General features: G+C 66.0%; 24 protein-coding genes. 7 read left to right on the top strand and 17 right to left on the bottom strand.

Translation table 11 applies throughout. The annotated features are described in order from the left end of the window. Positions 1-38: 38 nt before the first annotated feature. The 6 genes from QM685_RS03240 to QM685_RS03215 are packed head-to-tail and all read left to right on the top strand — an operon-like array spanning position 39 to position 7029. Entirely contained in the window at positions 39-1070 is a 1032-nt protein-coding gene (locus QM685_RS03240; RefSeq protein WP_415112667.1) for a 2-aminoethylphosphonate ABC transporter substrate-binding protein, read from the top strand. Between the two features lie 22 nt (positions 1071-1092). Continuing rightward, a complete protein-coding gene (locus tag QM685_RS03235; RefSeq protein WP_415112665.1) occupies positions 1093-2268 on the top strand; it encodes an ABC transporter ATP-binding protein in 1176 nt (391 codons plus the stop codon). After that, positions 2261-3145, top strand: a complete 885-nt coding sequence (locus QM685_RS03230) for a 2-aminoethylphosphonate ABC transporter permease subunit (RefSeq protein WP_415112663.1) — start codon at positions 2261-2263, stop codon at positions 3143-3145. Before QM685_RS03235 ends, QM685_RS03230 begins: the two co-directional genes overlap by 8 nt. Then, positions 3129-3929 carry an ABC transporter permease subunit gene (locus QM685_RS03225; protein WP_415112661.1) on the top strand — a complete coding sequence of 267 codons (801 nt, stop codon included), beginning with the start codon at positions 3129-3131 and terminating at the stop codon, positions 3927-3929. Before QM685_RS03230 ends, QM685_RS03225 begins: the two co-directional genes overlap by 17 nt. Then, on the top strand, positions 3926-5350 hold the full coding sequence (locus QM685_RS03220; RefSeq protein WP_415112659.1) for an aspartate aminotransferase family protein: 1425 nt from the start codon (positions 3926-3928) through the stop codon (positions 5348-5350). The genes QM685_RS03225 and QM685_RS03220 overlap by 4 nt, the downstream gene beginning before the upstream one ends. A gap of 41 nt (positions 5351-5391) precedes the next feature. Further along, complete coding sequence (locus tag QM685_RS03215; RefSeq protein ID WP_415112657.1) at positions 5392-7029, top strand: Na/Pi cotransporter family protein; 1638 nt, start codon at positions 5392-5394, stop codon at positions 7027-7029. Positions 7030-7062: 33 nt separating this feature from the next. On the opposite strand, the gene QM685_RS03210 is transcribed toward QM685_RS03215, so the two are convergent. The 9 genes from QM685_RS03210 to QM685_RS03170 are packed head-to-tail and all read right to left on the bottom strand — an operon-like array spanning position 7063 to position 14928. Beyond that, positions 7063-7398, bottom strand: coding sequence for a DUF4387 domain-containing protein (locus tag QM685_RS03210; protein ID WP_415112655.1), 336 nt, complete (start codon positions 7396-7398; stop codon positions 7063-7065). Continuing rightward, positions 7395-8750, bottom strand: a complete 1356-nt coding sequence (locus tag QM685_RS03205; protein ID WP_415112653.1) for an acyclic terpene utilization AtuA family protein — start codon at positions 8748-8750, stop codon at positions 7395-7397. The genes QM685_RS03210 and QM685_RS03205 overlap by 4 nt, the downstream gene beginning before the upstream one ends. A gap of 52 nt (positions 8751-8802) precedes the next feature. Further along, positions 8803-9987, bottom strand: a complete 1185-nt coding sequence (locus QM685_RS03200) for an alpha-hydroxy acid oxidase (protein ID WP_415112651.1) — start codon at positions 9985-9987, stop codon at positions 8803-8805. A gap of 26 nt (positions 9988-10013) precedes the next feature. Continuing rightward, positions 10014-10688 carry an RraA family protein gene (locus QM685_RS03195; protein WP_415112649.1) on the bottom strand — a complete coding sequence of 225 codons (675 nt, stop codon included), beginning with the start codon at positions 10686-10688 and terminating at the stop codon, positions 10014-10016. A gap of 10 nt (positions 10689-10698) precedes the next feature. Continuing rightward, on the bottom strand, positions 10699-11736 hold the full coding sequence (locus QM685_RS03190) for a C-terminal binding protein (protein ID WP_415112647.1): 1038 nt from the start codon (positions 11734-11736) through the stop codon (positions 10699-10701). 16 nt (positions 11737-11752) lie between these two features. Then, positions 11753-12523, bottom strand: coding sequence for an amino acid ABC transporter ATP-binding protein (locus QM685_RS03185; protein ID WP_415112645.1), 771 nt, complete (start codon positions 12521-12523; stop codon positions 11753-11755). Continuing rightward, entirely contained in the window at positions 12520-13362 is an 843-nt protein-coding gene (locus QM685_RS03180; protein ID WP_415112643.1) for an ABC transporter permease subunit, read from the bottom strand. The genes QM685_RS03185 and QM685_RS03180 overlap by 4 nt, the downstream gene beginning before the upstream one ends. After that, on the bottom strand, positions 13359-14066 hold the full coding sequence (locus QM685_RS03175; protein ID WP_415112641.1) for an amino acid ABC transporter permease: 708 nt from the start codon (positions 14064-14066) through the stop codon (positions 13359-13361). The genes QM685_RS03180 and QM685_RS03175 overlap by 4 nt, the downstream gene beginning before the upstream one ends. 40 nt (positions 14067-14106) lie before the next feature. Further along, on the bottom strand, positions 14107-14928 hold the full coding sequence (locus tag QM685_RS03170) for a transporter substrate-binding domain-containing protein (RefSeq protein WP_415112639.1): 822 nt from the start codon (positions 14926-14928) through the stop codon (positions 14107-14109). A gap of 152 nt (positions 14929-15080) precedes the next feature. Here QM685_RS03170 and QM685_RS03165 point away from each other — a divergent pair, with 152 nt between their 5' ends. Next, the gene (locus tag QM685_RS03165; RefSeq protein WP_415112637.1) at positions 15081-16001 is read left to right on the top strand and encodes a LysR substrate-binding domain-containing protein; all 921 of its coding nucleotides are present in this window, start codon (positions 15081-15083) and stop codon (positions 15999-16001) included. A gap of 21 nt (positions 16002-16022) precedes the next feature. Here the strand turns inward: QM685_RS03165 and alr are convergent, their stop codons facing one another. The 8 genes from alr to QM685_RS03125 form a co-directional block, all read right to left on the bottom strand. Continuing rightward, positions 16023-17225 (bottom strand): alanine racemase, encoded by a 1203-nt coding sequence (gene alr / locus QM685_RS03160; protein ID WP_415112635.1) that lies wholly within the window; start codon positions 17223-17225, stop codon positions 16023-16025. A gap of 21 nt (positions 17226-17246) precedes the next feature. After that, positions 17247-19100 carry a hydantoinase B/oxoprolinase family protein gene (locus QM685_RS03155; RefSeq protein ID WP_415112633.1) on the bottom strand — a complete coding sequence of 618 codons (1854 nt, stop codon included), beginning with the start codon at positions 19098-19100 and terminating at the stop codon, positions 17247-17249. Then, positions 19097-21226, bottom strand: a complete 2130-nt coding sequence (locus QM685_RS03150) for a hydantoinase/oxoprolinase family protein (RefSeq protein WP_415112631.1) — start codon at positions 21224-21226, stop codon at positions 19097-19099. Before QM685_RS03150 ends, QM685_RS03155 begins: the two co-directional genes overlap by 4 nt. Before the next feature lie 69 nt (positions 21227-21295). After that, positions 21296-22465, bottom strand: coding sequence for a porin (locus tag QM685_RS03145; RefSeq protein ID WP_415112629.1), 1170 nt, complete (start codon positions 22463-22465; stop codon positions 21296-21298). A 181-nt stretch (positions 22466-22646) separates the two neighbouring features. Next, positions 22647-23486, bottom strand: coding sequence for an ABC transporter ATP-binding protein (locus QM685_RS03140; protein WP_415112627.1), 840 nt, complete (start codon positions 23484-23486; stop codon positions 22647-22649). Further along, positions 23476-24318, bottom strand: a complete 843-nt coding sequence (locus QM685_RS03135) for an ATP-binding cassette domain-containing protein (protein ID WP_415112625.1) — start codon at positions 24316-24318, stop codon at positions 23476-23478. The genes QM685_RS03140 and QM685_RS03135 overlap by 11 nt, the downstream gene beginning before the upstream one ends. Beyond that, complete coding sequence (locus QM685_RS03130; protein WP_415112623.1) at positions 24315-25286, bottom strand: ABC transporter permease; 972 nt, start codon at positions 25284-25286, stop codon at positions 24315-24317. Before QM685_RS03130 ends, QM685_RS03135 begins: the two co-directional genes overlap by 4 nt. Continuing rightward, positions 25283-26218 carry an ABC transporter permease gene (locus tag QM685_RS03125; RefSeq protein ID WP_415112622.1) on the bottom strand — a complete coding sequence of 312 codons (936 nt, stop codon included), beginning with the start codon at positions 26216-26218 and terminating at the stop codon, positions 25283-25285. The genes QM685_RS03130 and QM685_RS03125 overlap by 4 nt, the downstream gene beginning before the upstream one ends. Positions 26219-26225: the final 7 nt, after the last annotated feature.

Below are 26225 nucleotides of genomic sequence, written 5' to 3'. Positions count from 1 at the left end.
GCTAACTGCATCCGAACCCAACGCAAGGAAGGATGGATATGAAAACTCATCTGATGGCCCTGGCGGTCTGTGCGCTCGCGCTGCCGGCGGCCCCGCTCTATGCACAGTCCGATGTCGTGACCATCTATGCCGCGGATGGCCTGCACGACGGTTCGCCGAGCTGGTTCGGCAACCAGTTCGAAGCCTTCACGAAAGCGACCGGCATCAAGGTGCAGTACATCGAGGCCGGCTCCAGCGGCGTGGTCGACCGGCTGAGCAAGGAGAAGTCGAACACCCAGGCGGACGTGCTGGTGACATTGCCGCCCTTCATGCAGAAAGCCGCGGCCGACGGCCTGCTGCAACCCTACACGACGGCGGCGGCCGACAAGATCGACGCGCGCGACAAGGACCCGAAGGGCCTCTATTACGCGATGGTCGGCAACTACCCGAGCTTCATCTACAACTCGGCGGTGCTGAAGACGCCGCCCAAAACCTATGCCGACCTGCTCGCGCCGCAGTTCAAGCAGAAGATCCAGTACTCGACTCCGGGTCAGGCCGGCGACGGCACCGCGCTGATGTTGCAGACCTTCCACGCGTTCGGTGGCAAGCCGGCCGGCTTTGCCTATCTGCGCAAGCTGCAGGCCAACAACCTCGGGCCTTCGGCGTCGACCGGCAAGCTCACGGCGCTCGTCAACAAGGGCGAGCTGTTCGTGGCCAACGGCGATATGCAGATGAACCTCGCGCAGATGCGCGACAACCCCAATGTCGCGATGTTCTTCCCGGCCGGTCCCGATGGCCGCCGCACGACCTTTGCGTTGCCTTATTACGTGGGCCTCGTGGCGGGCGCGCCGCATCCCGCCGCCGGCAGGAAGCTGATCGACTTCCTGTTGAGCGCGCCGGCCCAGCAGGAAGTCAGCAAGGTCGCGTACGGCTTTCCGGTGCGCACGGACGTGCATCCTGACGACAGCAATTTCCAGGCGTTGAACAAGTTGCTGCAGGGTGTCGACATCTGGCAACCCGACTGGAACCAGGTCCTGCACGAGCTGCAACCCGACGTGGCGGCTTACAACCAGGCGATTTCCACCGACTAACCGAGTCACCGACGAGCGACTAATGGCAAACACCATGACCATGGAGAGGGGGCCGCAGCGGCGCGCCTCCGCGGCGCCGTCCGTCATCGCGCACGAAGCGAGCGGCATCGGCTTCGAGGGCGTGTCGGTGGCTTACGGCAGCCAGACCATTCTGGAGTCTCTGACGCTCGCCGTGAAGCCGGGAGAAATCGTCGCGCTGATCGGGCCGTCCGGCTCCGGCAAGACGACCGCGTTGCGCGCGGTCGCCGGCTTCGTGCAGCCGAGCGCCGGGCGCATCACCATCGGCAATCGCGACGTGACCCGCCTGCCGCCGTACGCGCGAAACATCGGCATGGTGGTGCAGAACTACGCGCTGTTTCCGCATATGCGCGTCGAGGACAATGTCGCGTTCGGGCTGCGTGCGCGCGGCGCAGGCGCCGAGGTGATCCGCGAACGCGTGCCCGAATGCCTCGGCCTCGTCGGCATGGCGAAGTACGCGAAGCGCTATCCGCGCGAGCTGTCGGGCGGCCAGCAGCAGCGCGTGGCGATCGCCCGGGCGCTGGCGATCCGGCCGCAGGTCCTGCTGCTGGACGAGCCGCTCTCCGCGCTCGACGCGCAGATCCGCCGCTCGATGCTCGACGAGCTCGCGAAGCTGCATCGCAATCTGCCGTCGCTCACGGTGCTGTACGTGACGCACGACCAGACCGAGGCGCTGACCCTCGCGAATCAGATCGGCATCATGCGCGACGGCCATCTGGTCGCTTACGGCGACTCGCAGGGACTCTATCGTCATCCGCCCAACCGCTTCGCCGCCGAATTTCTCGGCCGCGCGAACGTGCTGCCGGCGCAACAACTCGAACCGATGGCCGACGGGCGCGCGCGCGTGCGCTTTCACGGCCAGCTTCTCGAAGGATGCAATCCGCACGGGCTGGCGGCCGACGCCGGCTGCTTCGTGTGCATCCGGCCGCACGATCTGCAGCTCGTACCGGGCGGCGCCGACGCCGACGCCAATCAGCCATGCCTGAGCAGAATGACCGGGGTCGTCGTCAGCGTGCAATGGCTCGGCGAAATGCACAGCATCGTGCTCGACGTCGAAGGCGAAACGTTGCGGCTCACCTGCGCGCCGCTCGCGCAGCCGCCCGAGCCGGGCACGGCGCTCACCGTGCGTTTCGATCCCGCGGACGTCACTCTCGTACCGGAGACCGAGCGTCATGGCTGATATCGTCATCGCGCCGCCCGCCCGCGCGGGCCGACCCGCCGCGGGACTGCGCGGGCTGTGGATCGCGCCGCCGCTGGCGGTGCTCGCTGCGCTGTTCTTCTACCCGTTCGGGCTGATCGTCGCGCAGGCGTTCGGCGGCGACCAGCATGTGCTGTCGTTCGCGAACTTCGAGCACGTGCTGCGCTCACGCCAGTTCCTGAGCGGGCTTTATCACACGATCTCGATCGCGGTCGCGGCCTCCGCGGGGTGCCTCGTGCTCGGCTTCGTGTTCTCGCTCGTGATCGCGTTCGTGCCGTTTGCGGGCGCGCGTTTCGTGGGCCGGCTCATCGACACGTTCATCGCGCTGCCCACCTTCCTCGTCGCGCTCGCGTTCACGTTCGTGTACGGTTCGGCCGGGCTGCTGAACCAGTCGCTGATGCAGGTGTTCCATCTGCCGCTGCCGCCGCTCGACTTCCTCTACACGCAATGGGGTGTGGTGCTCTCGGAGATCACGGTGTACACCCCGTTCATCATGCGTCCGCTGCTCGCGTGCTTCTCCCAGATCGACGGCGCGCAGATCGAGATGGCGAGCAGCCTCGGCGCGCGGCCGCCGCGCATCATCCGGCAGATCATCCTGCCCGCCGCGCTGCCGGCGTTGCTGGCGGGCGGCAGCCTGTGTCTGCTGCTGACCGTCAACGAGTTCGGCATCGTGCTCTTCATCGGCGCGAAAGACGTGGTCACGCTGCCTCTGCTGATCTACGACAAGGCGATTCAGGAATTCGACTACACCACCGCGTGTGTGATCGCCGTCGTCAATATCGCGCTGTCGCTCGGGCTCTATGGGTGCTACCGGACAGTCGTGTCACTTTGCGGAGGCCGCCGTGCTGCTTTGGGCTAGATGGGCTAAATGGCTCACGTGGGGCGGCACGGCGGTGCTGTTCTGCGCGGTCTACGGGCTGCCGGTCGCGATGATCGCGCTCGCCAGCATCAGCGGACAGTGGAACGGCATCCTGCCGAGCCATCTGACGCTCGAACATTACGCGCGGGTGCTGCACACCGATTCGGCCAGCCAGTTACGCGTGAGCGTGCTGACCGGCGTGGTCGCGAGCGTCGCGGCGCTGGTGAGCGGCACATGGGCCGCGCTCGCGCTGCGCCGCCTGAGCGGCCTGCCGCGCCGCGTGCTCGACGTGATCTTTTTCGTGCCGAGCGCGGTGCCATCGGTGTCGATCGGGCTCGGCCTGCTGGTCGCGTTCAGCCGGCCGCCGGTGCTGCTCAACGGCACGGCGACGATCGTCTTCATCGCGCACTTCCTGCTGATCTCGGCGTTCACCTACGGCAACGTCGCGGCGGGGCTGTCGCGGGTCGCGCCGGAATACGGCGAGGTGGCCCAGAGCCTCGGGGCCCGGCCGTTCTACCAGCTTTGCCGCGTGACGTTGCCGCTCGTCGCACCGTATCTGATCGCCTCGTTCAGCCTGAGCTTCGCGCTGTCGATGGGCGAGCTCGGCGCGACGCTGATGATCTATCCGCCGGGCTGGGTGACGCTGCCGGTCGGCATCTTCGCGCTGTCGGACCGTGGTGCGATCTTCGACGCGGCGACGCTCACGATGATCCTCGGCGTCGGCACCCTTGCGGTGTTGATGGGGCTCTCGCGCATCTCCAACCGGGCGATGGTGCGCGGATGACAGCGACCCTTCGCCGCGATCCGATCGCGAAGCCGGGTGGCGACGGCATCGCGCAGTCCGAAAGCGACACCAACCTCACGAGCCGCCGCCGCGCGTGGCAACAGCACGCGCTCGATGCGAACAGCCGCGCGCTGATCGAGCGCGACGCCGCGGCGTTCCTGCATCAGTCGGTGTCGTCGCCGTGCCTGAATGCGATCGCGAAAGCCGAAGGCATCTGGATCGAGGACGTCGCGGGCCGGCGGTATATGGACTTTCACGGCAACAACGTCCATCACATCGGCTACGGGCATCCGCGCCTGAAGCAGGCGATCGCCGCGCAGATGGACGTGTTGCCGTTCGCGCCTCGCCGCTATGCCTGCGAGAGCGCCGTGCAGCTCGCGGAAAAGCTCGGGGCCATCGCGCCGGGCCCGCTCTCGAAGGTGCTCCTGACGACCGGCGGCTCCGACGCCAACGAAGTCGCGATCAAGCTCGCCCGCGCCGCGACGGGGCGCTTCAAGACGTTGTCGTTCTGGGATGCGTTCCACGGCGCCGGGATCGGTGCGTCGGCGCTCTCGGGCGAGGCGCTGTTCCGCTCGGGGCCGCTCGCGCCGCTCGTCGCCGGGGCCCAGCACGTGGCGCCGTTCGCCTGCTACCGCTGCCCTTACGGCCATCCGTGCGACGAGCACGGCGCGCCGCGGCTCGATGTCTGCCACATGAGTTGCGCGAACATGGTCGATTACGTGCTCGAACGCGAGGGCGACGTGGCGGCCGTGATCGCGGAGCCCGCGCGCTGCGTGCCGTATCTGCCGCCGCCCGGCTACTGGCAGCGCGTGCACGACGCGTGCCGCCGGCATGGGGCGCTGCTGATTTTCGACGAGATCCCCACTGGCCTTGGCAAGACGGGCCGCATGTTCGCGTGCGACCACGATGGCGTGGTGCCCGACATCCTCGTGATGGGCAAGGCGCTCGGCGGCGGCATCCTGCCGATCGCAGCCTGTATCGCGAGCCCGGAGCTCGATGTCGCGGGCGATTGGGCGTTCGGCCATTACACGCACGAGAAAAATCCGGTCACGACGCGGGCGGCGCTCACCACGATCCAGATCATCGAGGACGAAAACCTCGTCGAGAACGCGGCGCGCGTCGGCGCGCTTGCGCTCGAGTACATGAACGGGATGAAACGTCGGCTCGGCGCGATCGGCGATGTGCGCGGGCGTGGCCTGATGCTCGGCATCGAGCTCGTGAAGAGCCGCGCGGACAAGACGCCCGATGCCGATCTCGCGGAGGCCGTGCTGTATCGCGCGCTCGATCGGGGGCTGTCGTTCAAGACGACGATGGGCAACGTGCTGACGCTTACGCCGCCGCTCACCGTCACGCCGGCACAGATGCTCGAAGCGCTGCGGATACTCGAGGAGGCGATCGCGGCGGGTACGGATCGGGCCTGAACCGGCGCGAAAAAAAACAGTAACGGAGGTGCAGGATGATCATGATCGCGCTTCATCTCGCGGGCGGCGTCGCGCTGCTGACGTGGGGCCTGCATATGGTCGAGTCCGGCCTGATGCGCGCGTTCGGCGCCTCGCTCAAGCGCTTCATGGCGAAGAGCCTCGGCAACCGGCTGAAGGCGTTCTGTGCCGGGCTGGCGATCACCGGCGCGCTGCAAAGCAGCACGGCAACGGGCATGATCGCGTCGTCGTTCGCGTCGCGCGGCTTGATGCGGCCGGTTACGGGGCTCGCCATCATGCTGGGTGCGAACGTCGGTTCGACGCTGATCGTGCAGGCGTTCTCGTTCGATCTGAGCTGGATCTCGCCGGTGTGTCTGCTGGTCGGCATGACCCTTTTCGAGAAGGGCAAGGGCTCGCGCAATCGCGATATCGGCCGCGCGTCGATCGGGCTCGGCCTGATGCTGCTCGCGCTCACGTTACTCGTCGCGACCGTACGGCCCGCCGAGACCGCCCCGGCGCTGCGCACGGTGCTCGGCGCGCTGGCGGGCGAACCCGTGCTGAACGCGGGGCTCGCGTGCGTGCTCACGTGGGCCGCGCATTCGAGTATTCCGGTCGTGCTGTTCGTGATGTCCCTCGCCAACCTGCATACCGTGCCGATGGACACGGCGGTCGCGATGGTGCTCGGCGCGAACGTGGGCAGCGCGCTCAATCCGTATTTCGAGGCCGCCAAGGGCGCCGACCACAGCCGCAGGCGCCTGCCGGCCGGCAACCTCGTGCTGCGCGGCGGCGTCTGCCTGCTGATGCTGGCCGCGTGCTCGCCGCTGGCAAGACTGCTGCAAGAAGTCTACGGCGATCCCGGCCGGGCAATCGCCGACTTCCACACGGGCCTGAACGTGATGATCGCGGTCATCTTCATGGGGCTGCTCGACCCTGTCGCGCGCTTCCTCGAACGGCTGCTGCCGGCGCCGGGCGCCGCTGAAAACGGCGACGCGCCCCGCTACCTCGACGAGGCCGCGCTGCGGGTGCCGTCGCAGGCGCTGGCCTGCGCGACGCGCGAACTGATCCGGATGGGCGATATCGTCGAAGCGATGCTGAGCGCGAGCGTGCCGGTCCTGATCGCAAACGACCGGCGCGCGGTCAACGAGATCGCCGCGCGCGACGACGCCGTCGACATGCTGCACGACGCGATCAAAAGCTACGTCACCGAGGTGACGCGCGAGCCGCTCGACGATGAAGACCGGCGCTGGGCTTCGGCGATCATGACCTCGGTGATCAACCTCGAGCATATCGGCGATATCGTCGACAAGAATCTGATGGAGCTGGCGCAGAAAAAGATCAAGGCACAGCTCAGTTTTTCGGCTGAAGGCGCCGAGGAATTGCGCGCGCTGCACCAGTCGGTGATCGACAGCTTCCACCGGGCTCAGGCGCTGCTGGTGTCGGGCCGCACGCAAACCGCCGAGCAGTTGCTCGACGACAAACAGGCGCTGCGGCGTCTCGAACGCGCCGCGCGGGATTCCCATCTCGACCGGCTGCGCGAAGGCAAGGCCGACAGCATCGCGTCGAGTTCGCTGCACCTCGACGTGCTGCGCGACCTCGTGCGAATCCAGTCGCATATCTGCGCCCTCGCCTATCCGTTGCTCGAGCGCAAGGCAGCTAACGACGACGACGCGCGGGTCGCATGAGGCAAAAAGCGTTTTATAGAATCAACCGGTCATTCACTCCTGTACATCCCGCACGGGAATGGCGAAACCGAGCAGCGGCGCGTGCTGCTGGCAACCGTACATGTCGGATTCGCCGAGCCGTCCTTGCGGCAACGGGCGGCGCATCGTCACCTTGATCGCCTGGCCGCGCGGCACCGCGAAAATCGACGTGATCGCGCGTTCTTCCACGCCGAACAGTTCGGCCATCGCGGCCTTCGTGAAGCGGCCCGATTCCCACACGGTGTCGAAATGCGCGGCGTCTTCGAACATCACGTCGAACGTGAGCAGGAACGGGCCGGCGTTCTTGCTGCGGATTACCGTCGCGAGCGACGCAAGGGGAACGGTCGTCATGATGCGAGCGCCTCGTAGTGGATCGGAAAGAGCGCCGTCGGCGACCCGGTTTTGAGCAGGTGATACGCGGAAAACTCGTACACCGGCCCGGCATCGACTTCGGACGGCGAATACGGAAACGCGAGATTGCCGGCCGTGTTGTACATGCCCGGAAAACTCACGTGCAGCAGCGTGCCGCTGATGAAATGCGCGGCCGCGTGCGCGAGCGACTGTTCGTGCGCGACCGCTTCGATGACGAGCCCGAGTTCGTGGCTCGCCGTCTTCCGCACCGGTTCGAGCCCGCGCATCACGCCGTCGCGGCCATACACGTGGAATTGCACGTCCAGATCGGGTGCGTCGAAATACGCGAGCGCGGCGGCTTTCGCATCGGCGAGCAGCGTATCGATGCGTGCGATCATCGTCGGGCAGCGCACCCCCGCGACGGTGATGGTCCGGTAGCCGCGCCGGCGCGCGCCTTCGAGCTTGACCCAATAGTCGTCCGCGGCGATGAATCGCGAACCGGTCACGCGCACTTCGCGCGCGCTGATCTGCGTGAAATCGCACGCGCACAGATCGAGTTCATGGCCCGGCCCCGCCTGACGGAACGGATTCTCGCGCTCATAGAGCGTGTGCGCGGCGACCGAAGTCAGCGACGCGCGCCGCTTCAGGCTGCCCGGTTCCAGCGTGAAACCCGCGCCATCGATGGTGCCCATCATCACGTCGGTGCCGTGCGGCTCCGCGGAAAACGCGCCGCATTCGAGAATCTTGCCCATATGGATCGCGAGGCCCGGATCGGCGCCTTTCCAGATCGGAAACGCGGCGATCACGGAATCGTCGCAGGCGCGGCCCGCGATGATCACGTCCGCGCCCGCTTCCAGCGCGTCGACGATCGGCTCGTGCCCCATCTGCGCGACGATCGCATCGCTTGCGCGTGCCTGATCCGCGCTCAGCTCCCAGCCGGCCTCGAAGTCGCGCACCTCGCCGCGGCCCACCGCGGCGGCGACGACGCTCGCCGGTATGTCGGCGTAAATCCACGCGAGGCGCAGGCTCAGCGCATGCGCGGCGCCGATCTCGCGCACGATCCGCACCACTTCGTCGACGTGCGCGCGGGTACCCGCGCCGCCCGCGCTGCCGACGATCACCGGTATGCCCGCCTTGCGCGCGGCAAGGATCATCTGCGTCAGCTCGCGACGGATGCTGATTCCGGACACCAGCGATTCGCCGGAGCCGAGATAGTGCGGGCCGGGATCGGTCGAGCCGGCATCGACGGCGATCACGTCGGGCCGCATCGACATCGCGCGTTCGAATGCATCGTCGGCGAAGCCGTAGCCGAGCGTGCAGGTGGGCGTAAGTACGCGGATTGGCTTGTCCATCGGTGTCCTCGCGATGACGCGCGATGCGTCGTGGCAGATGAAGTGCGTCGCCTCAGTCGCGCAGCAGTTCGAGCCGCGCGACCTCGTCGATGCTGTTGATGCCGAGCAGTCCCATGTTCGTGCCGATTTCGCGCTTCAGGATGGCGAGCGCGTGCGCGACGCCGGCTCCGTCGGCGGCAGCGGCGGCAAGCAGGATCGGCCGTCCGACGAACACGAAGCGCGCGCCGCAATGGAGCGCCTTCAGCACGTCCGAGCCGCGCCGTACACCACCGTCGTACATCAGCGTCATCCTGTCGACGCGCGCGGCGATGGCTTCGAGCGCATCGAGCGAGCCGATCGCGCAATCCACTTGCCGTCCGCCATGATTCGACACGACGATGCCGTCGACGCCGGCCTTCTCGGCGAGCACCGCGTCGGCGGCGGACATCACGCCTTTGAGCACGAGGCGGCCCTGCCAGCGTCGGCGGATGCGCTCGACATGCGCCCACGACAGCGCGCCACGCCGCCCGATATCGCGCACCAGCGTGCGCGAGAACACCGGCGGACCCGCCACCGCATCCATGTTCTCGAAGCGCAGCGGCCGGCGCGTGAGCAGACTTTCGCCCAGCACCCGCCAGCACCACGACGGCCGCGTGAGCGCCTGCCAGGCGAGCTGCGCGCTCGCCCTCACCGGCGCACGAAAGCCACGTTTTTCCGCGTATTCGTGCTGGCCATGCACCGCCGTATCGACGTTGATGACGAGCGTGTCGAAGCCCGCCCGCGCGACCCGCTCGAGCATCGGATCGATGCGCGCGGCGTCGCCCGGAATATAGGCCTGGAACCAGCTCGTCGCGCCTGCCGCGCGCACCGCTTCGAGCGGCGTCAGCGACGCGCCGCTCAGGATGAACGGCACGCCCGCCGCGGCCGCTTCACGCGCGAGCAGTTCGTCCGCGTGCGCCGCCGCCATCCGGCTGAAACCCATCGGCGCGATGCCGAACGGACTCTCGTATTCGACGCCGAAAAGCGTCGTGCGCGTATCACGCCGTTCGATATCGACCAGCACGCGCGGCACGAATGCACGCCGCTCGAAACCGCGCAGGTTGCGCCGGTGCGCGGCGCCGTCCTCGGACCAGCCGGACACGTACGCATACATCGCCGCGGGCAGACGGCGCTTCGCGACGGGCGCGAAGTCGTTCAGGCACAGCACGTTGCGCAGGCTCGCCGGCGCATCCGGCGCCGCCACGCGGCGCGCATGCATGCGCGCGAGCGCCGCGGCCCGCTCGCCTATTTCTGGCTCAGCGCCGCGGTCTGTGCCTGCGGCAGCGAGAACATCTCGCTGATCGACACCCCGCCCCGAATGCCATCGATCCACTTCGCCTCCTTCAGCAGATGGGCTTGCGCCGCCTCGAGCACGTCGTTCGCGATCGCGAGCGGCACGATCACCACGCCGTCGTCGTCGCCGAGCACGATGTCGCCGGGACTCACGGGCGCGCCCGCCGCCGCGATGGTCGAATCGACCGTGCCGCCGAAACCGTGATGCGGGCCGCGCGGCACGACCGAGCGGCAGAACATGTTGAACTTCAGACGCCGCATGTCCGCGACGTCGCGGATCGCACCGTCGACCACCGCGCCGCCGAGACCGCGATGCACCGCCTCCTCGGCCATCACGCCGCCCCACACGGCGATGTCTTCCGCGCCGCCCGCGTCCACGACGAGCACTTCGCCGGGCCGCGCGCCGCCGATCAGGTTGCAGATCGGCCCGCAGTCGCCGACCATCGTCGCGACCGTGCGCGCCTGGCCGCACAGCCGCGCGCCCGTGAAAATGGGCTTGATGATCGAAGCCATGACTTGCGTACGGTTCATGCAGTCCGACGCGACAGCGGGCGGAATCGTCCGCCACTGCGCGAGCACTTCGTCGGACAACCGGGTGAAACTCACATCGAGCTGGTGATAGGCCATGACGGTCGCTTTATTGGTTCGAAGCGGGCACGGCATCCTGCCAGCCCGGGTTGACGTTGTTACGCAGCCGGCCGTGCACCAGATAATCGACGAGCATCTGCGCGGAGAACGTGCGCATGTCGAGGTACCCGGCTTCGGAATAGAACGCGGCGTGCGGCGTGATCACGAGGCGCCCCGCGAGCCACGGCTCGTCGTTGCGCCACGCTTCGAGCAGCGGCGGCAGCGGCACCGGCGGCTCCGCCGGCAGCACGTCGAGACCGGCCGCCGCCAGATGGCCCGAGCGCAGCGCGCGGTACACCGCGTCCACATCCACCAGCTTGCCGCGGGCGATGTTGATGAAGATGCCGTTCGGCTTCATCGCCTGCAGTTGCGCGTCGCCGATCATGAAGCGCGTCGCGTCGGACAGCGGCACGTGCACGCTGACCACGTCGGCGCGCGCAAGCAGCGCGTCGAGCGAAGCGACGCGTTCGTAGCCGAGGCCGAGTTCATGGCCTTCCGGCACGAGCGGATCGTGGTAGACGACGTGCATGTCGTGCGCCGCCGCGCGCCGCGCGATCGCGGTGCCGATGCGGCCCATGCCGATCGCGCCGAACGTGCCGCCGCGCAGGCGCCGCACCACCGGCACGTTCTCGGCGACGAAGCCGTGCTTCGGATCGGCCTTCACTCGCGACTGGTAGGTGCCGAGTCCGCGCGCGAGATACAGCATCATCGCGATCGCGTGGTCGGCCACTTCGGTGGTGCCGTAATTCGGCACGTTCGACACCGGAATGCCGCGTTCGCGGCAGGCGTCCGTATCGACGTTGTCGAAGCCGACACCCACGCGCACGATCATCCGGCAACGCGCGAGACGGCTCACCACGTCACGCGTGATCTTCATGCGATGCCAGACGAGAACCGCGTCGCACGACGCCCACTGCTCGCCGGGAATCGCGGCGGCGTCGGTTTCGTCGTAGACCTGGTAGTCGATGAGCTCGCCCGTCACGTTCCTTTCGACATCGAGATCGCGCAGATGCGCGTCGGGCACCAGTACCTTGAGTTTGCTTGCCACATCCCCTCCGGTTGATTCACGCCGCCGTGCGCGACAGGACCTTGCCGAGAAAGCTCCTGAGGCGCGCATCGCGCGGCGCGTGAAAGACGTCGGCCGGCGCGCCGGATTCGACGATGGTGCCGCGGTCGGTGAAGAACACGACGTCGGCCACTTCCTCGGCGAAGCGCATTTCATGCGTGACGAGCACGCAGGTCATGCCGTCGCGACTCAGGTCGCGAATCACCGCGAGCACTTCGCTCACCATTTCCGGATCGAGCGCCGCGGTCACTTCGTCGAACAGGATGATCGCGGGCTGCATCGCCAGCGCGCGCGCAATCGCCACGCGCTGCTGCTGGCCGCCCGACAGTTGCGCCGGGTACGCGGCTTCCTTGCCGGTCAGCCGCACCCGCGCAAGCAGTTCGAGGGCGCGCTTTCGCACCGCGTCGCGTGGCTGACGCAGCACCTGCAGAGGCGCCATCATGATGTTTTCGAGCACCGTGCGATGCGGAAACAGGTTGTACTGCTGGAACACCATCGACACCTGATGGCGCAGCTGCACGAGATCCCTGTCGCGCTTCAGTTGCTCGACCGCGAACGACCCGACGCGGATCGTGCCGCCATCCACCGGGATCAGGCCGTTCAGGCAACGCAGCAGCGTCGATTTGCCCGAGCCCGACGGGCCGATGATGCACGCGGTCTCGCCTTTCCTGATCGTCATCGACACGCCCTTGAGCACGGCGGTGCCGCCGAACGCCTTGTGCACGTCGACGAGTTCGATCAGCGGCACTTTCTGCTGGATCATGCTCATGACTTCTCCCGCATCCGCCGTTCGAGACGACGGCTCAAGGTCGCAATCGGAAAACTGAAGAGGAAAAAGAGCAGCAGCACGTAGAGCTGCACCGCCGTCGCGTAGCGCGAGCCGTCGCTCGCGGTGATCGTGTTGGCTACCGACAGCACGTCCGCCGTGCCGGTCACCACCGCGAGACTGGTGCCGATGAAGAGTCCCGCGTACACCGTCATCATGTTCGGCATGAACAGCGGAATCGCCTGCGGCACGACGATGTATCGCAGGATCTGGTTCTTGCGGTAGCCGAGCGCGCGCGCCGATTCCCACTGTCCGCTGGGAATCGCCTCGATGCCGCCGCGCATCACTTCCGCGACATTCGCCGTCACCGGCAACGACAGCCCGACCACCGCCTTCACGAACGGCGAGAACGGAATCACCGTGCCGAATACCGGTACGTAGAAGGGCAGCAGATACAGCATCGCGTACAGCGCGATCAGCCACGGCGTGTTGCGCAGCAGATTCACGATGCCGAACGCGACGATCCGCGCGCCGCGCGTGTTCGCGATAGTGCCCATGCACAGCAGCACGCCGGTGCACAGCGATACGCACATCGCCGCGATGCTCATCAGGATGTTGGCGCAGAAGCCGCCCGCGAGACCCGAGCCGGGCGCGCCGGTCAGCAGCATGCCGCTGCGCGCCGCGAGCAGCGCGAACGCGTCGCCGCTCGCGCGGCCGTAGCAACCGACGAGTGCCGCCACCAGCAGCAGCGGCACGCCGATCATCCCGTACACGAACGCGCGGATTTCGGGCTGCATCGCTCGCGCGGGGGAAACCGGTTTGATCGCCGCGGTCGTGCTCATACGCCGTACCCCGGAATGCGCACCGCGCGGCCGATGCAGCCCGCGACCGTCGACGCGAACGACGCCAGCACCAGATAACAGACCCACACCACCAGCATCACTTCGAGATTGCGGAAGTTTTCGAGGGTGATCTGCGTGGCGTAGTACATCACGTCGGCCACCGCGACGAACGCGGCCTGCGACGACGTCTTGATCAGGCTCACGATATTGTTGGTCATCGGCACGGTCGACAGGCGCATCGCCATCGGCAACTGGATGTGCCAGAACGTGCGCAGCCGCGAATAGCCGAGACTGCGCGCGGCATCGACGGTCGCCTCCGGCACCGCGTGCAGGCCGGAGCGCACGATCTCCACCGCGATGCCGCCGTTATAGAGCGCGAGCGACAGCACCACGCAGGTGAAGCCGCTGAACACGGGAATCTGCTGACCGGTCGCGAGATTGCGCACCGACAGCCCCAGTTCCGACAGCGTGAAATACAGCGCGAACAGTTGCACGAGCGGCGGCGTGTTGCGCAGCAACTCGACGACGATGGTCGTCAGCGTCTCCAGCAGCGGTACGTGAAAGTAGATCAGCGCCGCGCCGACGATGCCGATCACGAACATCAGCGCGATCGCGCAGACGCACATCGCCACCGTCGTGCCGATGCCGTGCAGCAGCCACGTCCGATAAAGCGGATCGGCCAGCCATGTGAAGTCAAGACTCATGAGCGCCTCTTTGCGCACGAGGTCCGGGAAAAATGCCTGATTACTTCGCGGCGGCCTGCTGCTCGGTCACGAACTTGCTCGTGCCCATGTTGTACTTCTTTTCCGCATTGACGAGCACGCCCGCCGCCTCGGCCTTCCTGATCGACTGGTTCAGTGCCGCGAGGAACGCCGGCTCGTTCTTGCGTACGCCGCCGACGATCGGCACGTATTCGTACGCTTCGAGCGCGATCTTGTCCTTGTCCTTCCAGCCGTCCTCGGTCACCTTCAGCGTGAGATTCGGTCCGTCATAGGCAATCGCCTCGCAACGGTTGTCCTGGAATGCCTTGTACATCTGCGCGGTGCCGGTGAAGAGTACCGTGTCCGCCCCGAGCTTTTCCTGCAACGCGCGGTTATACATGTTGCCCTGGCTGCCGCATACCTTGCGGCCCTTCAGGTCTTCCCACTTCGTAATAGTCGTGTTCTTCGGTGCGAGCAGCACCATGCCGGCCATCATGTAGTACGGGTTCGTGAAGTCGATCACCTTCGCGCGGTCGGGATTCTTCCCGAGCGTCGCGAAGATCACGTCGATGCGCCCCGCGTTGAGCAGTTCAATGCGATTGGACGCCACCACCGGCACGAATTCGATCGCTGTTTCCGAGCCGAACATGTCTTTCGCGACGAACTTCGCGAGGTCCACCTCGAAACCGACCAGTTGACCTTTGCTGTCCAGATACCCGAACGGCACGTAATCGTTGCGAATGCCGACGATCAGCTTGCCGCGCGCCTTGACCATCTGCAACTCGTCGGCGCTCGCGCCGCCCGACAGACAGCCGAAGCCAAGCGCGAACATCATGAGAACGACCCACCACGAACGCTTCGACATGAACGTCTCCAGAAGAAAGACAGGTGATCGCGCGGGCCGTTCCGGCTGTGGGATCGGCGGTTGGCGTGTGAGTATTCTTCGAGCGCCCCATATAATAGTCAAATAGGACAAAATTCAGTTCTTATAAGCTGGTCTTATGGGAAAAACGCATCATGAACGTGCGTCAGCTCGAGGCATTTCAAGCCGTGATGTCCGCCGGAAGCCTCACCGCGGCCGCCGGCCTACTCGGCGTTTCACAGCCCGCGATCAGCCAGTTGATCGCGCAGCTCGAAGGCAGTTGCGGGTTTTCCCTGTTCATCCGCGCCGGCACGAAAGTGCGTCCGACGCGCGAAGCGGAACTGCTCTACGCGGAAGTGCAGCGCATGTTCATCGGCGTCGGGCGCGTCGCGAACGTCGCCAAGGCGCTGCGCGACCAGACATGGGGCGCGCTCGGCATCGCGTCGTTTCCCGTACTGTCGCGGCGCGTGCTACCGGGCATCGTCACGTCGTTCTGCAAGGAGCGGCCCGAAGTGAAGTTCAACGTCGAGAGCATGCGCTCACGCGGGGTCGTCGATGCGGTGGCGACGCAGCAGGTGGACCTCGGTTTCAGCGTGCTGCCCGGCGACCGCCCGGAAGTGGACAGCCTATACGTGTGCACGCTGCGCGGCGTGTGCATCCTGCCCAAGGGGCACCGGCTCGCGAAGCGGCGGCTGATCCGCGCGAAGGATCTGGACGGCGAGAACTTCGTCGCGCTGGGCCCGCAGGACCATTCGCGCTTCCAGATCGACAGGATTTTCGAAGAGGCCGATGTGCGGCGCCGCGTCCGGATCGAAGTCGGCCAGTCGGAAACCGCGTGCGCGTTCGTCGCGAACGGCGTCGGCGTGGCGGTGGTCGATCCGATCAGCGTATACAACAACGCGGGGGCGGATTTCGTCGTGTGCGCGTTCGAACCGAAGATGGAGTTCGAAATCTGGCTGATTCGATCGAAGACGGCGCGGCCGTTCGCTCTGATCGAAACGTTCTCCGCCTACGCGTGCGAGGAACTGATCCGGCTGAACAAGGCAGCGATCGACGGCGGGCGCGGCTGGCACTGACCGGCGCGTGCCTGATGCAGGTCAAGGTGATTCGAGGCGTCGGTTGTTGTCCGGCGGCTCCGTCGCTTTCGCTTCGACGTGCGGCAGGCTCCTCGCGAGCCGCGGGATCAACTCCATGACCGGCAGCCGCAGCGTTTGAGCCATCTCGTCGATCGTGATCGACTGGTCGCCGTCCTGACCCAGCAACGTGACGACACTTCCGGTCCGGGCCTGCGCAATCTCCGTGATATCGATCACGGTATGCTGGAAAGAGCGGCGTCCAAGAATGCGCGCCGCCCGTCCGTGCACCAGCACGCGGCCCAGCGGCGGCACATGATTCAGGCCGTCCCAGAAGCCGATCGGCACGACACCGATACGCACGCCGCGTTCGAGCCGGATCGGCTCCCCGTAGCCGATGCCGAGCATGGAGCCGGCCGGGTGCGCCTGAACGTGAATGATGCGTCCACGTACCGCCCGCAGCATCGGCCGCAGCGGCGCGCGGGCCATCCAGTCCGCGTCGAGCGCGCCGTATAGCAGCCGACCGGGATCGACTGCCTGATACGCCAGATGCGGATGTGCGAGCATGACCCGCGAGCTTGCCAGCATCGTCGTCACGTTATCGAAGCCCGCCGCGCGCGCGTCGGCCAGCGCGGCGTCGAAGACGCCGGCCTGCTGGCGCGTCACGTCGTCGTTCTCCGGCGAGCTCAGGTGCGTGTACACGCCTTTGAGCCGGACTGTCGACTGAGTGCGCAACGCCTCGAACGCGGCCTGCCATTGCGACACCAGAAAGCCGAAGCGCCCGAAGCCCGGATCGATCTCCAGGAACGCATCGACCGCCACGCCCGCGTCGATGAACGCATGCAGGCTTTCCTGACTCTGGATCGTCACCGTCAGTCCCAACGCGGCGACCTGCGCTGCGTGCTCCGGCAAAGTCGCGGCAAACAGCAGAATCTCGCGATCGATGCCGGCGTTGCGAATCGCCACGCCCTCTTCCGGGCTGCCGACGCAAAAGCCGTCGACACCCGCGTGCGCGGCCAGCCGCGCAACCTTCGCGGCACCGAAGCCGAAGCCGTCGCCCTTGCAAACGAAGTAGATTTTCGTGGCTCGTCCGACCCGTTCACGCGCGACCGCCAGATTCGCCGCGATCGCGCCGTAATCGAGCTCGGCCCAACTGGGACGCAGCAAACGCACGCGTTGCGTATCGAGGGCCGCATCGAGGTCTGAGTCGGGGATTGAAACGGACATAGTCAACGCATCCTGTCGTGGTCAGAGTTTGCCGATAGCCGCGGCATCGGCGCCGCTCGATTGCAGGAACAGCGCCTCCTGTCTCGCGACGCGCTCCCGCGAGGAAAGCGTCTGGAGAAGCCCACGCATCCCGGCGGTGCGCCGCTCGTCGATGTCGCGCGCCGCGCCTGCGAGCACGACCCCGTACACCTCACGCGCCATCTGCTCGGTGATGCGCTCGTCCAGCACGTCCTCGCGCACGGCTTCCGGCGAACGCGTCAACGGATCGCCGTGACCCGCGCCGCCCGCCGCGATATGGCAGAAGCGGTCGCCCTTGCGAAGCGCTGTCACCGTGCTCGGCATGGTCGGCAGCAACGTGCTCTGACCGTCGCGGGTCGTCAACAGATTGAGCGACGGCGATCCGCTCAGCCCGCCATCCGAGCCTGACGGCCGATGCCCGCGCCGGTCCGAGCGCAATCCGAGCAACGCGTGGTCGCCGCGCAATTCATAGGCGCGGCGCATCGCGAGGCCCCCGCGATGGCGGCCCGCGCCGCCCGAGTCGGTGACGAATCCGTACTCGGTGATCTTGAGCGGCAGACGCGCCTCGATCAGTTCGACCGGCTGGTTGGACAGATTGCCGAGCGGATTCGCAATGCCCTCGCAACCGTCGTGGCGGCCACCGCCCCAGCTTCCGAGCACGCCGTCGGTAATCAGCCAGTTGCCGCCCCGCGCGCCGTCTATGCCATCCGCGCTGCGCCCGGAAATCGACACGACCGACGGACCGCCTTCGCCCAACGCCGGAATCGTATCCGGCACGATCTGCGCGAACGCGCCTTGCAACACGTCGAACATGCGATAGGCGATGATCCCGCGTGCCGCACAGGCCGCCGGTTCGACCGGATTCACAATCGAGCCCTTCTCCGCATGGACCTCCACGGGCCGCGAAAAACCCTCGCAGTTCGGCACATCGACGCCGATCGCGCAACGCACCGCCGCATACGCGACGGATTGCGTGGTCGCGAACGGACCGTTGATCGCCCCCTGCACCTGCGCATCGGTTCCGGTCCAGTCGATGCCGATCTTCTCGTCCGCCACCGTGACCTTGACGCGAAACGCGATCGGCGCGGGCGTATCGCCCAGGCCATCGATGAAATCCTCGTAACGGTATTCGCCATTCGGCATCGTGCCAATGGCCTGGCGCGTCAGGCGCTCCGCGTAATCGTGCAGTGCTTCGACCAGCCGTGCGAAACCGTCCGCGCCGTATTTGTCGAGCAGTTGCACGAGCCCTCGCTCACCCGCCTTGCACGACGCCAGTTGCGCGCGCAGATCGCCGCGCAACTGGCCCGGCATGCGCGAGTTCGTCTCGAGAAGCGTGACGAGTGCGTCGTTGACGTCGCCGGCATCGCACAGCTTCATCAACGGAATCCGCAGACCTTCCTGATAGATTTCCGTCGCGCCGATCGCCATGCTGCCCGGCGCCATGCCGCCGATATCGGCATGGTGGACGATGGTCGCCACGTAGCCTTCGATACGCGACCCGTAAAACACCGGCTGAATCAGATACACGTCCGGCAGATGCATGCCGCCCGACGTGTAGGGGTCGTTCATGATGTAGATGTCGCCGGGCCCGCCGGCTGTGCCGAAGCGGCGCACGACGTTGTCCATCGCGGCCGGAAACGCGCCGAGATGAATCGGCAAGGTCAGGCCCTGCGCGATCACACGGCCGGCGCGGTCGAGCACCGCGGTGGAGAAGTCCATCGAATCGCGCACGATCGGTGAATACGCGGTGCGCAGCACGACGAGCGCCATTTCGTCGGCGATCGAGGCGAGCGCGTTCTTGACGATTTCGAGTGTGATGGCATCGGTGGGCGCCGAAGCGGCCGGCTGGGGATTCATGCGCATTGCTCCTGCTCCAGAAACGTGATGACGATGTTTTCGTGGGCATCGACGCGCGCGCCGGCATGCGGCGGCACGACGCAAGTCGAGTCGTACTCTTCGACAATCAACGGGCCGGTCATCGGCGCGGCGCGCAGATCGGCGCGCGAGATCACCGGCGTGTCGATAAAGCCGTGCGTCTTGCCGAAATACGCGCGGCGCCGCACCGGCACGCGCGCACCCGGCGAGTTCGCCCGGCTGCCGCCGGCGCGTTGCGCGTCGTAGGCGCGCTCCTGCTGCGAGCGCAGCGAACCGACCGCGCGCAGATTGACGAGTTCGATAACCTCGTCCGCCGCCGCGTGGCCGTAGGTGCGTTCGTGTTCCGCATGAAACGCGGCGGCAATCGGTGCGATATCGAGCGGCTGGCCGGCACGCCATTCGATCGGCACGGTCAACTCGTAAGCCTGCCCCGTGTAGCGCAAATCCAGCGCGCACGTCACGGCGATATCGTCGAAGGCGCTGCCCTCGGCCGCCATGTCCGCGGTGGCCCGCGCCACCAGGTCTTCGAGCGCGTTACCCAGTTCCATCGCCGCGTGGTGATCGAGGCGGCAGAACATCGTCTGCATGAATTCGTGTTGTGTCGACGAGAACAGCAGGCCGAGCGCGCTGAACACGCCAGGGCTCGGCGGCACGATCACCGTCTTCATGTCGAGCAGTTCCGCGATCGCATGAACGATGACCGGCCCGTTGCCACCGAACGCGAACAACGCGAATTCGCGTGGATCGCGGCCGCGATATGTCGAGACGGCTTTCACCGCGCGCGTCATCGTGGAGGCCGCAATCGAGAAAACCCCGTAGGCCGCTTCGTACAGATCCGTGTGCGTGGGCTCGGCGATCCGCGCGCGCATTGCTTCGAGCGACTTCTGCTGGTTGACGCGCAACTCGCCGCCGGCAAGGAACGCCGGATTCAGATAGCCAAGCGTCATCACCGCGTCGGTGAGCGTCGGCACGGTGCCGCCCGCGTCGTAGCACACGGGGCCGGGCACCGAGCCCGCCGAATCCGGGCCGACCTTGACGAGCCCCCCCGCGTCGATCCGCACCAGACTGCCGCCGCCGGCGCCGATCTCCGAGACGTCGATGAACGGCAGCTTGACCGCGTGACCGCCGCCCTTCACGAGCTTGCTGCTGACGTTGATACCCGCACCGACTTCGTACTCGGTAGTGCGCGCCGGCTCTCCCTTCTCGATGATGGCCGCCTTCGCCGTGGTGCCCCCCATGTCCACCGTAATGCAATCGGCGTAACCCGACGCGGCCGCGACGGCGGCACCCGCGATCACACCGGCCGCCGGACCGGACTCGATGATCGTGGCCGGCTTCTGCATGACCGTGGCCGCGCTCATCACGCCGCCGTTCGAATGCATGATCTGCACGGGACCGGTCATACCGATGCCGCGCAGCTTGTCGATCAGCGAATGCAGATAGCTGACCACCACCGGCCCGAGATACGCATTGACGACGGTCGTGCTGGTGCGTTCGTATTCGCGGATCTCCGGCAGGATTTCGTGCGAGCAGGTCAGATAGACGGTGTCCCCCAACACGCCGCGCAACAGATCGCGTATGCGGATTTCGTGTTCGGGATTCGCATACGCATGAATCAGGCTGATCGCCACCGCTTCGATCTTCTCGTCGGCGATACGCTGCGCGATGTCCAGCACCTGCGCGTCGTCGAGCGGCGTATCGACCGAACCGTCGGCGAGCAGCCGTTCGTCGACCTCGTAGCGATGGCGGCGTTTCGCGAGCGGTTCCGGTTTCCGGTACGCGAGGTTGTAGAGCATCGGCACGCGCAGGCGGCCGATCTCGACGACGTCGCGAAAACCGCGCGTGGTGATCAGCGCGGTGCGGGCGCCCTTGCCTTCGAGCACGGTATTCGTGGCGACAGTGGTTGCATGAACCAGTTCGGTTATCTGGCGCGGTTGCGCGTCGAGCGAGGCGAGCAATGCCTGCAAGCCCGCGACGATTGCGATGCCGTAGTCCTGAGGCGTGGATGACACCTTCCTCGTATGAATCACGCCGTCATCGCCGATCACGACGATATCGGTGAAGGTCCCGCCGATATCGACACCGGCCCGGTAAAGTCTTTCAGTCATTACACACCTTACGTGTTAGTCGATGCGGCGCAAACGCGTTGCCGGTTTGCGCCGATAAAAGCAGTGCTGCTAGAACTTGTGCACGAGTCCGACGCTGACCACCGCCTGGTTCTGTCCTGAAGAGGGCAACATGGTCTGAATCTGTGCGGCCAGCATGCCGTTCGAGGTGGCCGGCAACGGTGCGCCGGTCGGTCGCGGAAAATCGCCACCGGCCGCGCGCAGATAGATCACTTCGGTGTAGATCGACGTGCGTTTGGACAGGAACTTGTCGACCAGCAGGTTGACCTGATGCCAGTGCACCTGAGCGGGACCGCCCGGACCGCCGGTGATGTCGTTGCTCGTGTACGTGTAGGCCATGCCGAAGAACAGCGTCGGATCGAGCGTGAAACGCGCGTTCGCTTCATAGTTGTTGAAGCGGTAGTTGATGCCGCTCGTCAGCGTCGTGCCCACGTTGCGATAGATCGCGTTGCTGTACATCAGGCTCAGCTTGGCCGGCCCGATCACATACGACGCGCCGATGCCCGCAATCTGCTCGCGTTCGGACGTGATCGGCGCATCGCAGCAGGTGATCGCGCCGTTGGTGTTCACGTTCGCGGTGGTGTTCACGCCCGGTTCGTTATAGAGCGAATAGGCGGCTGCAATCGAAAATGCGCCCTGCGAATAGATACCGCCTACCGACCACATGCGATTGTTCGCAAAGGCGCCGGGCGCGTTGCTGAACGCGTACATCGCCGTGCCGGTGAAGCCCTTCAGATTCGGCGACACGTATTTAACCGAGTTGTTGACGCGCAAATAATCGTCGGTGTTGTCGTTGTCGTACGGATGCGAAAACATCACGCCGCCCCACGCGCCGTTGGACGTCATCGTCTGCAACGTGCCGACGATCGCGTCGTACTGGCGGCCGAACGTCAGCGTGCCGTAGTCCGGGTTCGAGAAGCCCACGAAAGCCTGGCGGCCGAACATGCGGTTGTTCTGACCGAGCGCGCCGTTGACCGGATTGAAGCCGTTCTCGAGCGTGAAGATCGCCCGGGTGCCACCGCCGAGGTCTTCGGCGCCTCGCAATCCCCAGCGGCTGCCGTACTCGCCGTTGCCGGTCAGTTGCACCGCACTGTGGCCGCCCTGGTTCGACGAGTAGGTGATGGCCTGATTGATGATCCCGTACAGCGTGACCGAACTTTGCGCATGCACGAGACCACTGCCGCCCGCCAGTGCCGCCATGATGAATAACTTTTCCTTCACCGCTCTTCTCCAAACAAGGAATCGCGACACCCCGGTCGGCTAGCGATCGATTGACGATAGCAAATGAATCGATTCACCAGTGGTTTAAAAAAATATCCCCAGGTGGCCGGCTCACTGCTTGATCCGGATCTTCTTCTTTATTGCTCGGACCGCCTCTGCTGTGTCGACCAGAGTTCGGGCTTCAGTGCCTGCTCCGGTCCACCCCTTCGACGCGCCGGCCGATGCCTTTCGGGATCGCCGCCAGCAACTCCGTCGTGTACCGCTCGCGCGGTTCGAACAGCACCTGATCCACGGCTCCCGCTTCCACGACACGCCCTTCCCGCATCACCACCACGCGCCGGCACAACTCGCCGACCAGCGCCAGATCGTGGCTGATCACGACCAGCGACACACCCGCGCCTCGATGAAGATCGCGCAGCAGCCGGATGATCTCCGCCTGGATCGATACGTCGAGCGCGGAAGTCGGTTCATCCGCAACCACCAGTTCCGGACGGCGCGCGAGCGCCCGTGCGATGCCCACGCGTTGGCGTTGACCGCCCGACAGTTGATGCGGATAGCGCGCCAGCACGAATGCCGGCAGCAGCACCATGTCGAGCAATTGGCGCACCGGCACGCCGTCGTTGCCGATCGCTTCCGCAAGCGTCGTGGCAATCGTCTTGCGCGGGTTCAGCGAGTTCGTCGTGCTCTGGAACACCATCTGCACGCGCTGGCGAAAGGTGGCGTTCTGCGCCCGCGTCATCGTGCCCAGCGCGTCGCCTCTGAAACAGATCGAACCGGTGGTGGGCGCGGTGAGGCCGACCATCATGCGCGCGACAGTCGATTTGCCGCTGCCGCTCTCGCCGACGATAGCGAGCGCGTCGCCCTGCGCCACTTCGAGGCTCACGTCCGAGACGGCATGAAAGCGGCGCCGGTCGAATATGCGCTCGAGCGGGGAACGCGCCAGCGCATAGGACTTGCCGACCTCCCGCAGCGCGAAGAGCGGCTGTGCGGCCAGGGTGTCGTTCGGTGCATTAGCGGACATCGCGCGTCTCCTGCGATCGATGGTGACTCCCGGCGCGCGTAGCCGGCAAACGCGGAATGCTCGCGATCAGATGCCGCGTGTACTCGTGCGAAGGCCGCAGGAAGATCTCCTCCACCGGACCGGCTTCGACCACGTCCCCCTGTTTCAGCACGACGGCGCGCGAACACAGTTCCGCCATCAGGTCGAGGTTGTGCGTGATGAACACGAGGCCGAGATCCATTTCGTCCACCAGCGTTCCCAGCAACTCGACGATCTGCGCCTGCACGGTCACGTCGAGCGCGGTGGTGGGCTCGTCCGCGAGCAGCAGTGCCGGTTCACAGACAATCGCGGCGGCGATCATCGCGCGTTGCTTCATGCCGCCGCTCAGTTCGTGCGGATACGCGCGCGCGGTGCTACGCGGGTCCTTGAAACCGACGCGCGCGAGCACGGAATGCACTTCTTCGCGTATCGCGCGGCCGCGCAGCGGGCGGTGAGCGCGGATCACGTCGGCGAGTTGCGCACCGATCGTGAACGCGGGATTGAGCGCCGTCGCGGGATCCTGAAAGATCATCGAGACGCGCCGCCCGCGCAATGCCCGCATGCGCGCCTCGGACGCACGGCCCAGATCCTCGCCGTCGAGCATGATCCGGCCGCCGCTGATACGCCCCGCGTTGCCGAGCAAGCCGAGCACCGCCAGCGACGCGACGCTCTTGCCCGAGCCCGATTCGCCGACGAGGCCGACTGCCTCGCCGCGTCTCACCTGCAAATCGAGCCCATGCAACACTTCGGTTCGCGTGTTGCCCGAACCGAACGTGACACGCAGGTTTTCGATCGACAGCAGCGCTTCGTTCATAGCGACGCTCCCGGCACATTGACCGCATGCGCATTGCGCCGCCGCGGATCGAGAATGGTGCGCAGCGCGTCGCCGAACAGATTGAAGGCGAGCACGCTGACGAACACCGCCGCGCCCGGGAACACCGATACCCACCAGTTGTCGGTGAAAATCAGTGCGCGCGCGTCGGAGAGCATCGCGCCCCAGCTCGGCGTCGGCGGTTGCACGCCGAGTCCGATGAAACTGAGCGACGCTTCCACGATGATCGTGACGCCGAGCAGCAGCGATGCCTGGATCAGCACCGGCGAGATGATGTTGGGCAGAACGTCGGACAGCATGATGCGCGCGCCGCTCGCGCCTTGCAGAACCCGCGCCGCGACATATTCCGCCTGCGACTCGGCCTTCGCGAGACTATGGGTGAGCCGCGCAAGACCCGGCGCGTACAGCACGCCGATCAGCAACACCAGCCTGGTTTCATTCGACATGGCGAGCCAGCCGATATGCAGCGTATCGGTGCCGGTAATGCCGACGAGCGCGATGGCCCAGATCAGCAGCGGAATCGACGCGAGCACTTCCATCAGTTTCATCAGCGTTTCGTCGAGCCAGGAGCCTGCCTTGCAGCCCGCCACGAGGCCGATGCCGGTGCCGAGCACGAGCCCGATCGCGACCGCGGAGAGTCCGATCGACAGCGACGCGCGAGCGCCCCAGATCGTGCGGCTCAGAATGTCACGGCCCACCTGGTCGGTACCGAACCAGAACGCCGCGCCCGGTGCTTCCAGACGATGTTCGATATGGAGTTGCAGCGGATCTTGCAACGGCAGCCACGGCGCGGCCAATGCAATCACGCCCAGCAGCACGATCGCTATCAGACCGATCGCACCGGCCGGTTCACGCAGCAGCGCGCGCAGCAGCCGGCCGGCCGATGCCAGCCATGTGCCGAGCACATGCGGTTTGCGTTGCACGTTGGGCAGGGATGAATCAGCGATCATGTTCGGTTCGCCCTCGGATCGAGATAACCATGCAGTACGTCGGCGCACGTGTTCGAAGCGATAAAAATCGTCGTGATCACGAGTACGATGGCCTGCACCGTCGGATAGTCGCGCTGGAAGATCGCCGTGAGCAATGCACGCGAGACGCCCGGCAAATTGAAAATCTGCTCGACGATCAACGCCCAGCCGAACATGTAGCCGTAACTCATCGCGGCCGTGCCGACGAGCGACGGCAACGCGTTCTTCAACGCATACAGGCGAATACGCGAGCGCGACAGACCGAGCGCCCTGGCGGTCCGCACATAGTCCTGCGAAAGCGCGTCGATCATGTTCGCCCGTACCAGACGGCTTAGCACGCAGACGTAGTACACCGACATCGTCAACACGGGCAGCACGAGCGCGAGCAGATGGGTCGCCGCGCCGTCCGACCACGGCGTGAGACCGCCCACCGGAAACCAGCCGGTTTTCAGCGCGACATAGCGGATCAGCAGCAACCCCAGCCAGAACGACGGCACGGATAAACCGACGATCGCCACGGCACGCAGCAGATGGTCCGTGCCGCTGTTCTCTTTCAATGCCGCGACGGTGCCGAGCACGATCGCCACGGCGATCGTAAAGGCGAACGACAGCGTGACGAGCTCGACGGTATTGGGCAGCGTATCGGCGATCTGCGGGCCTATGGGGTTGCCGGTCACGTAGGACTTGCCGAAATCGAGCGCGAGCGCTCCGCCGAGCCACGCGCCGTATTGCGCGGCGACGGGCCGGTCGAGTCCATATTGATGGTTGAACGCGACGATCTGTGCGACGCTTGCGTCGCTGCCCAACGTCAGACGCGCGGGCGATACGGGTGTCGCGCGACACATCGCGAACAGCAATGCGCTCACCACCAGCAGCACGAGCACGGACGAAAACAGCCTCGAAACGGCTTTCATATCGACC

This window comes from Paraburkholderia sp. (assembly GCF_047605525.1).
Classification (GTDB): Bacteria; Pseudomonadota; Gammaproteobacteria; order Burkholderiales; family Burkholderiaceae; genus Paraburkholderia.
The sequence above is the reverse complement of the archived record's forward strand: the minus strand, read 5'-3'. Positions and strand labels throughout refer to the sequence as shown.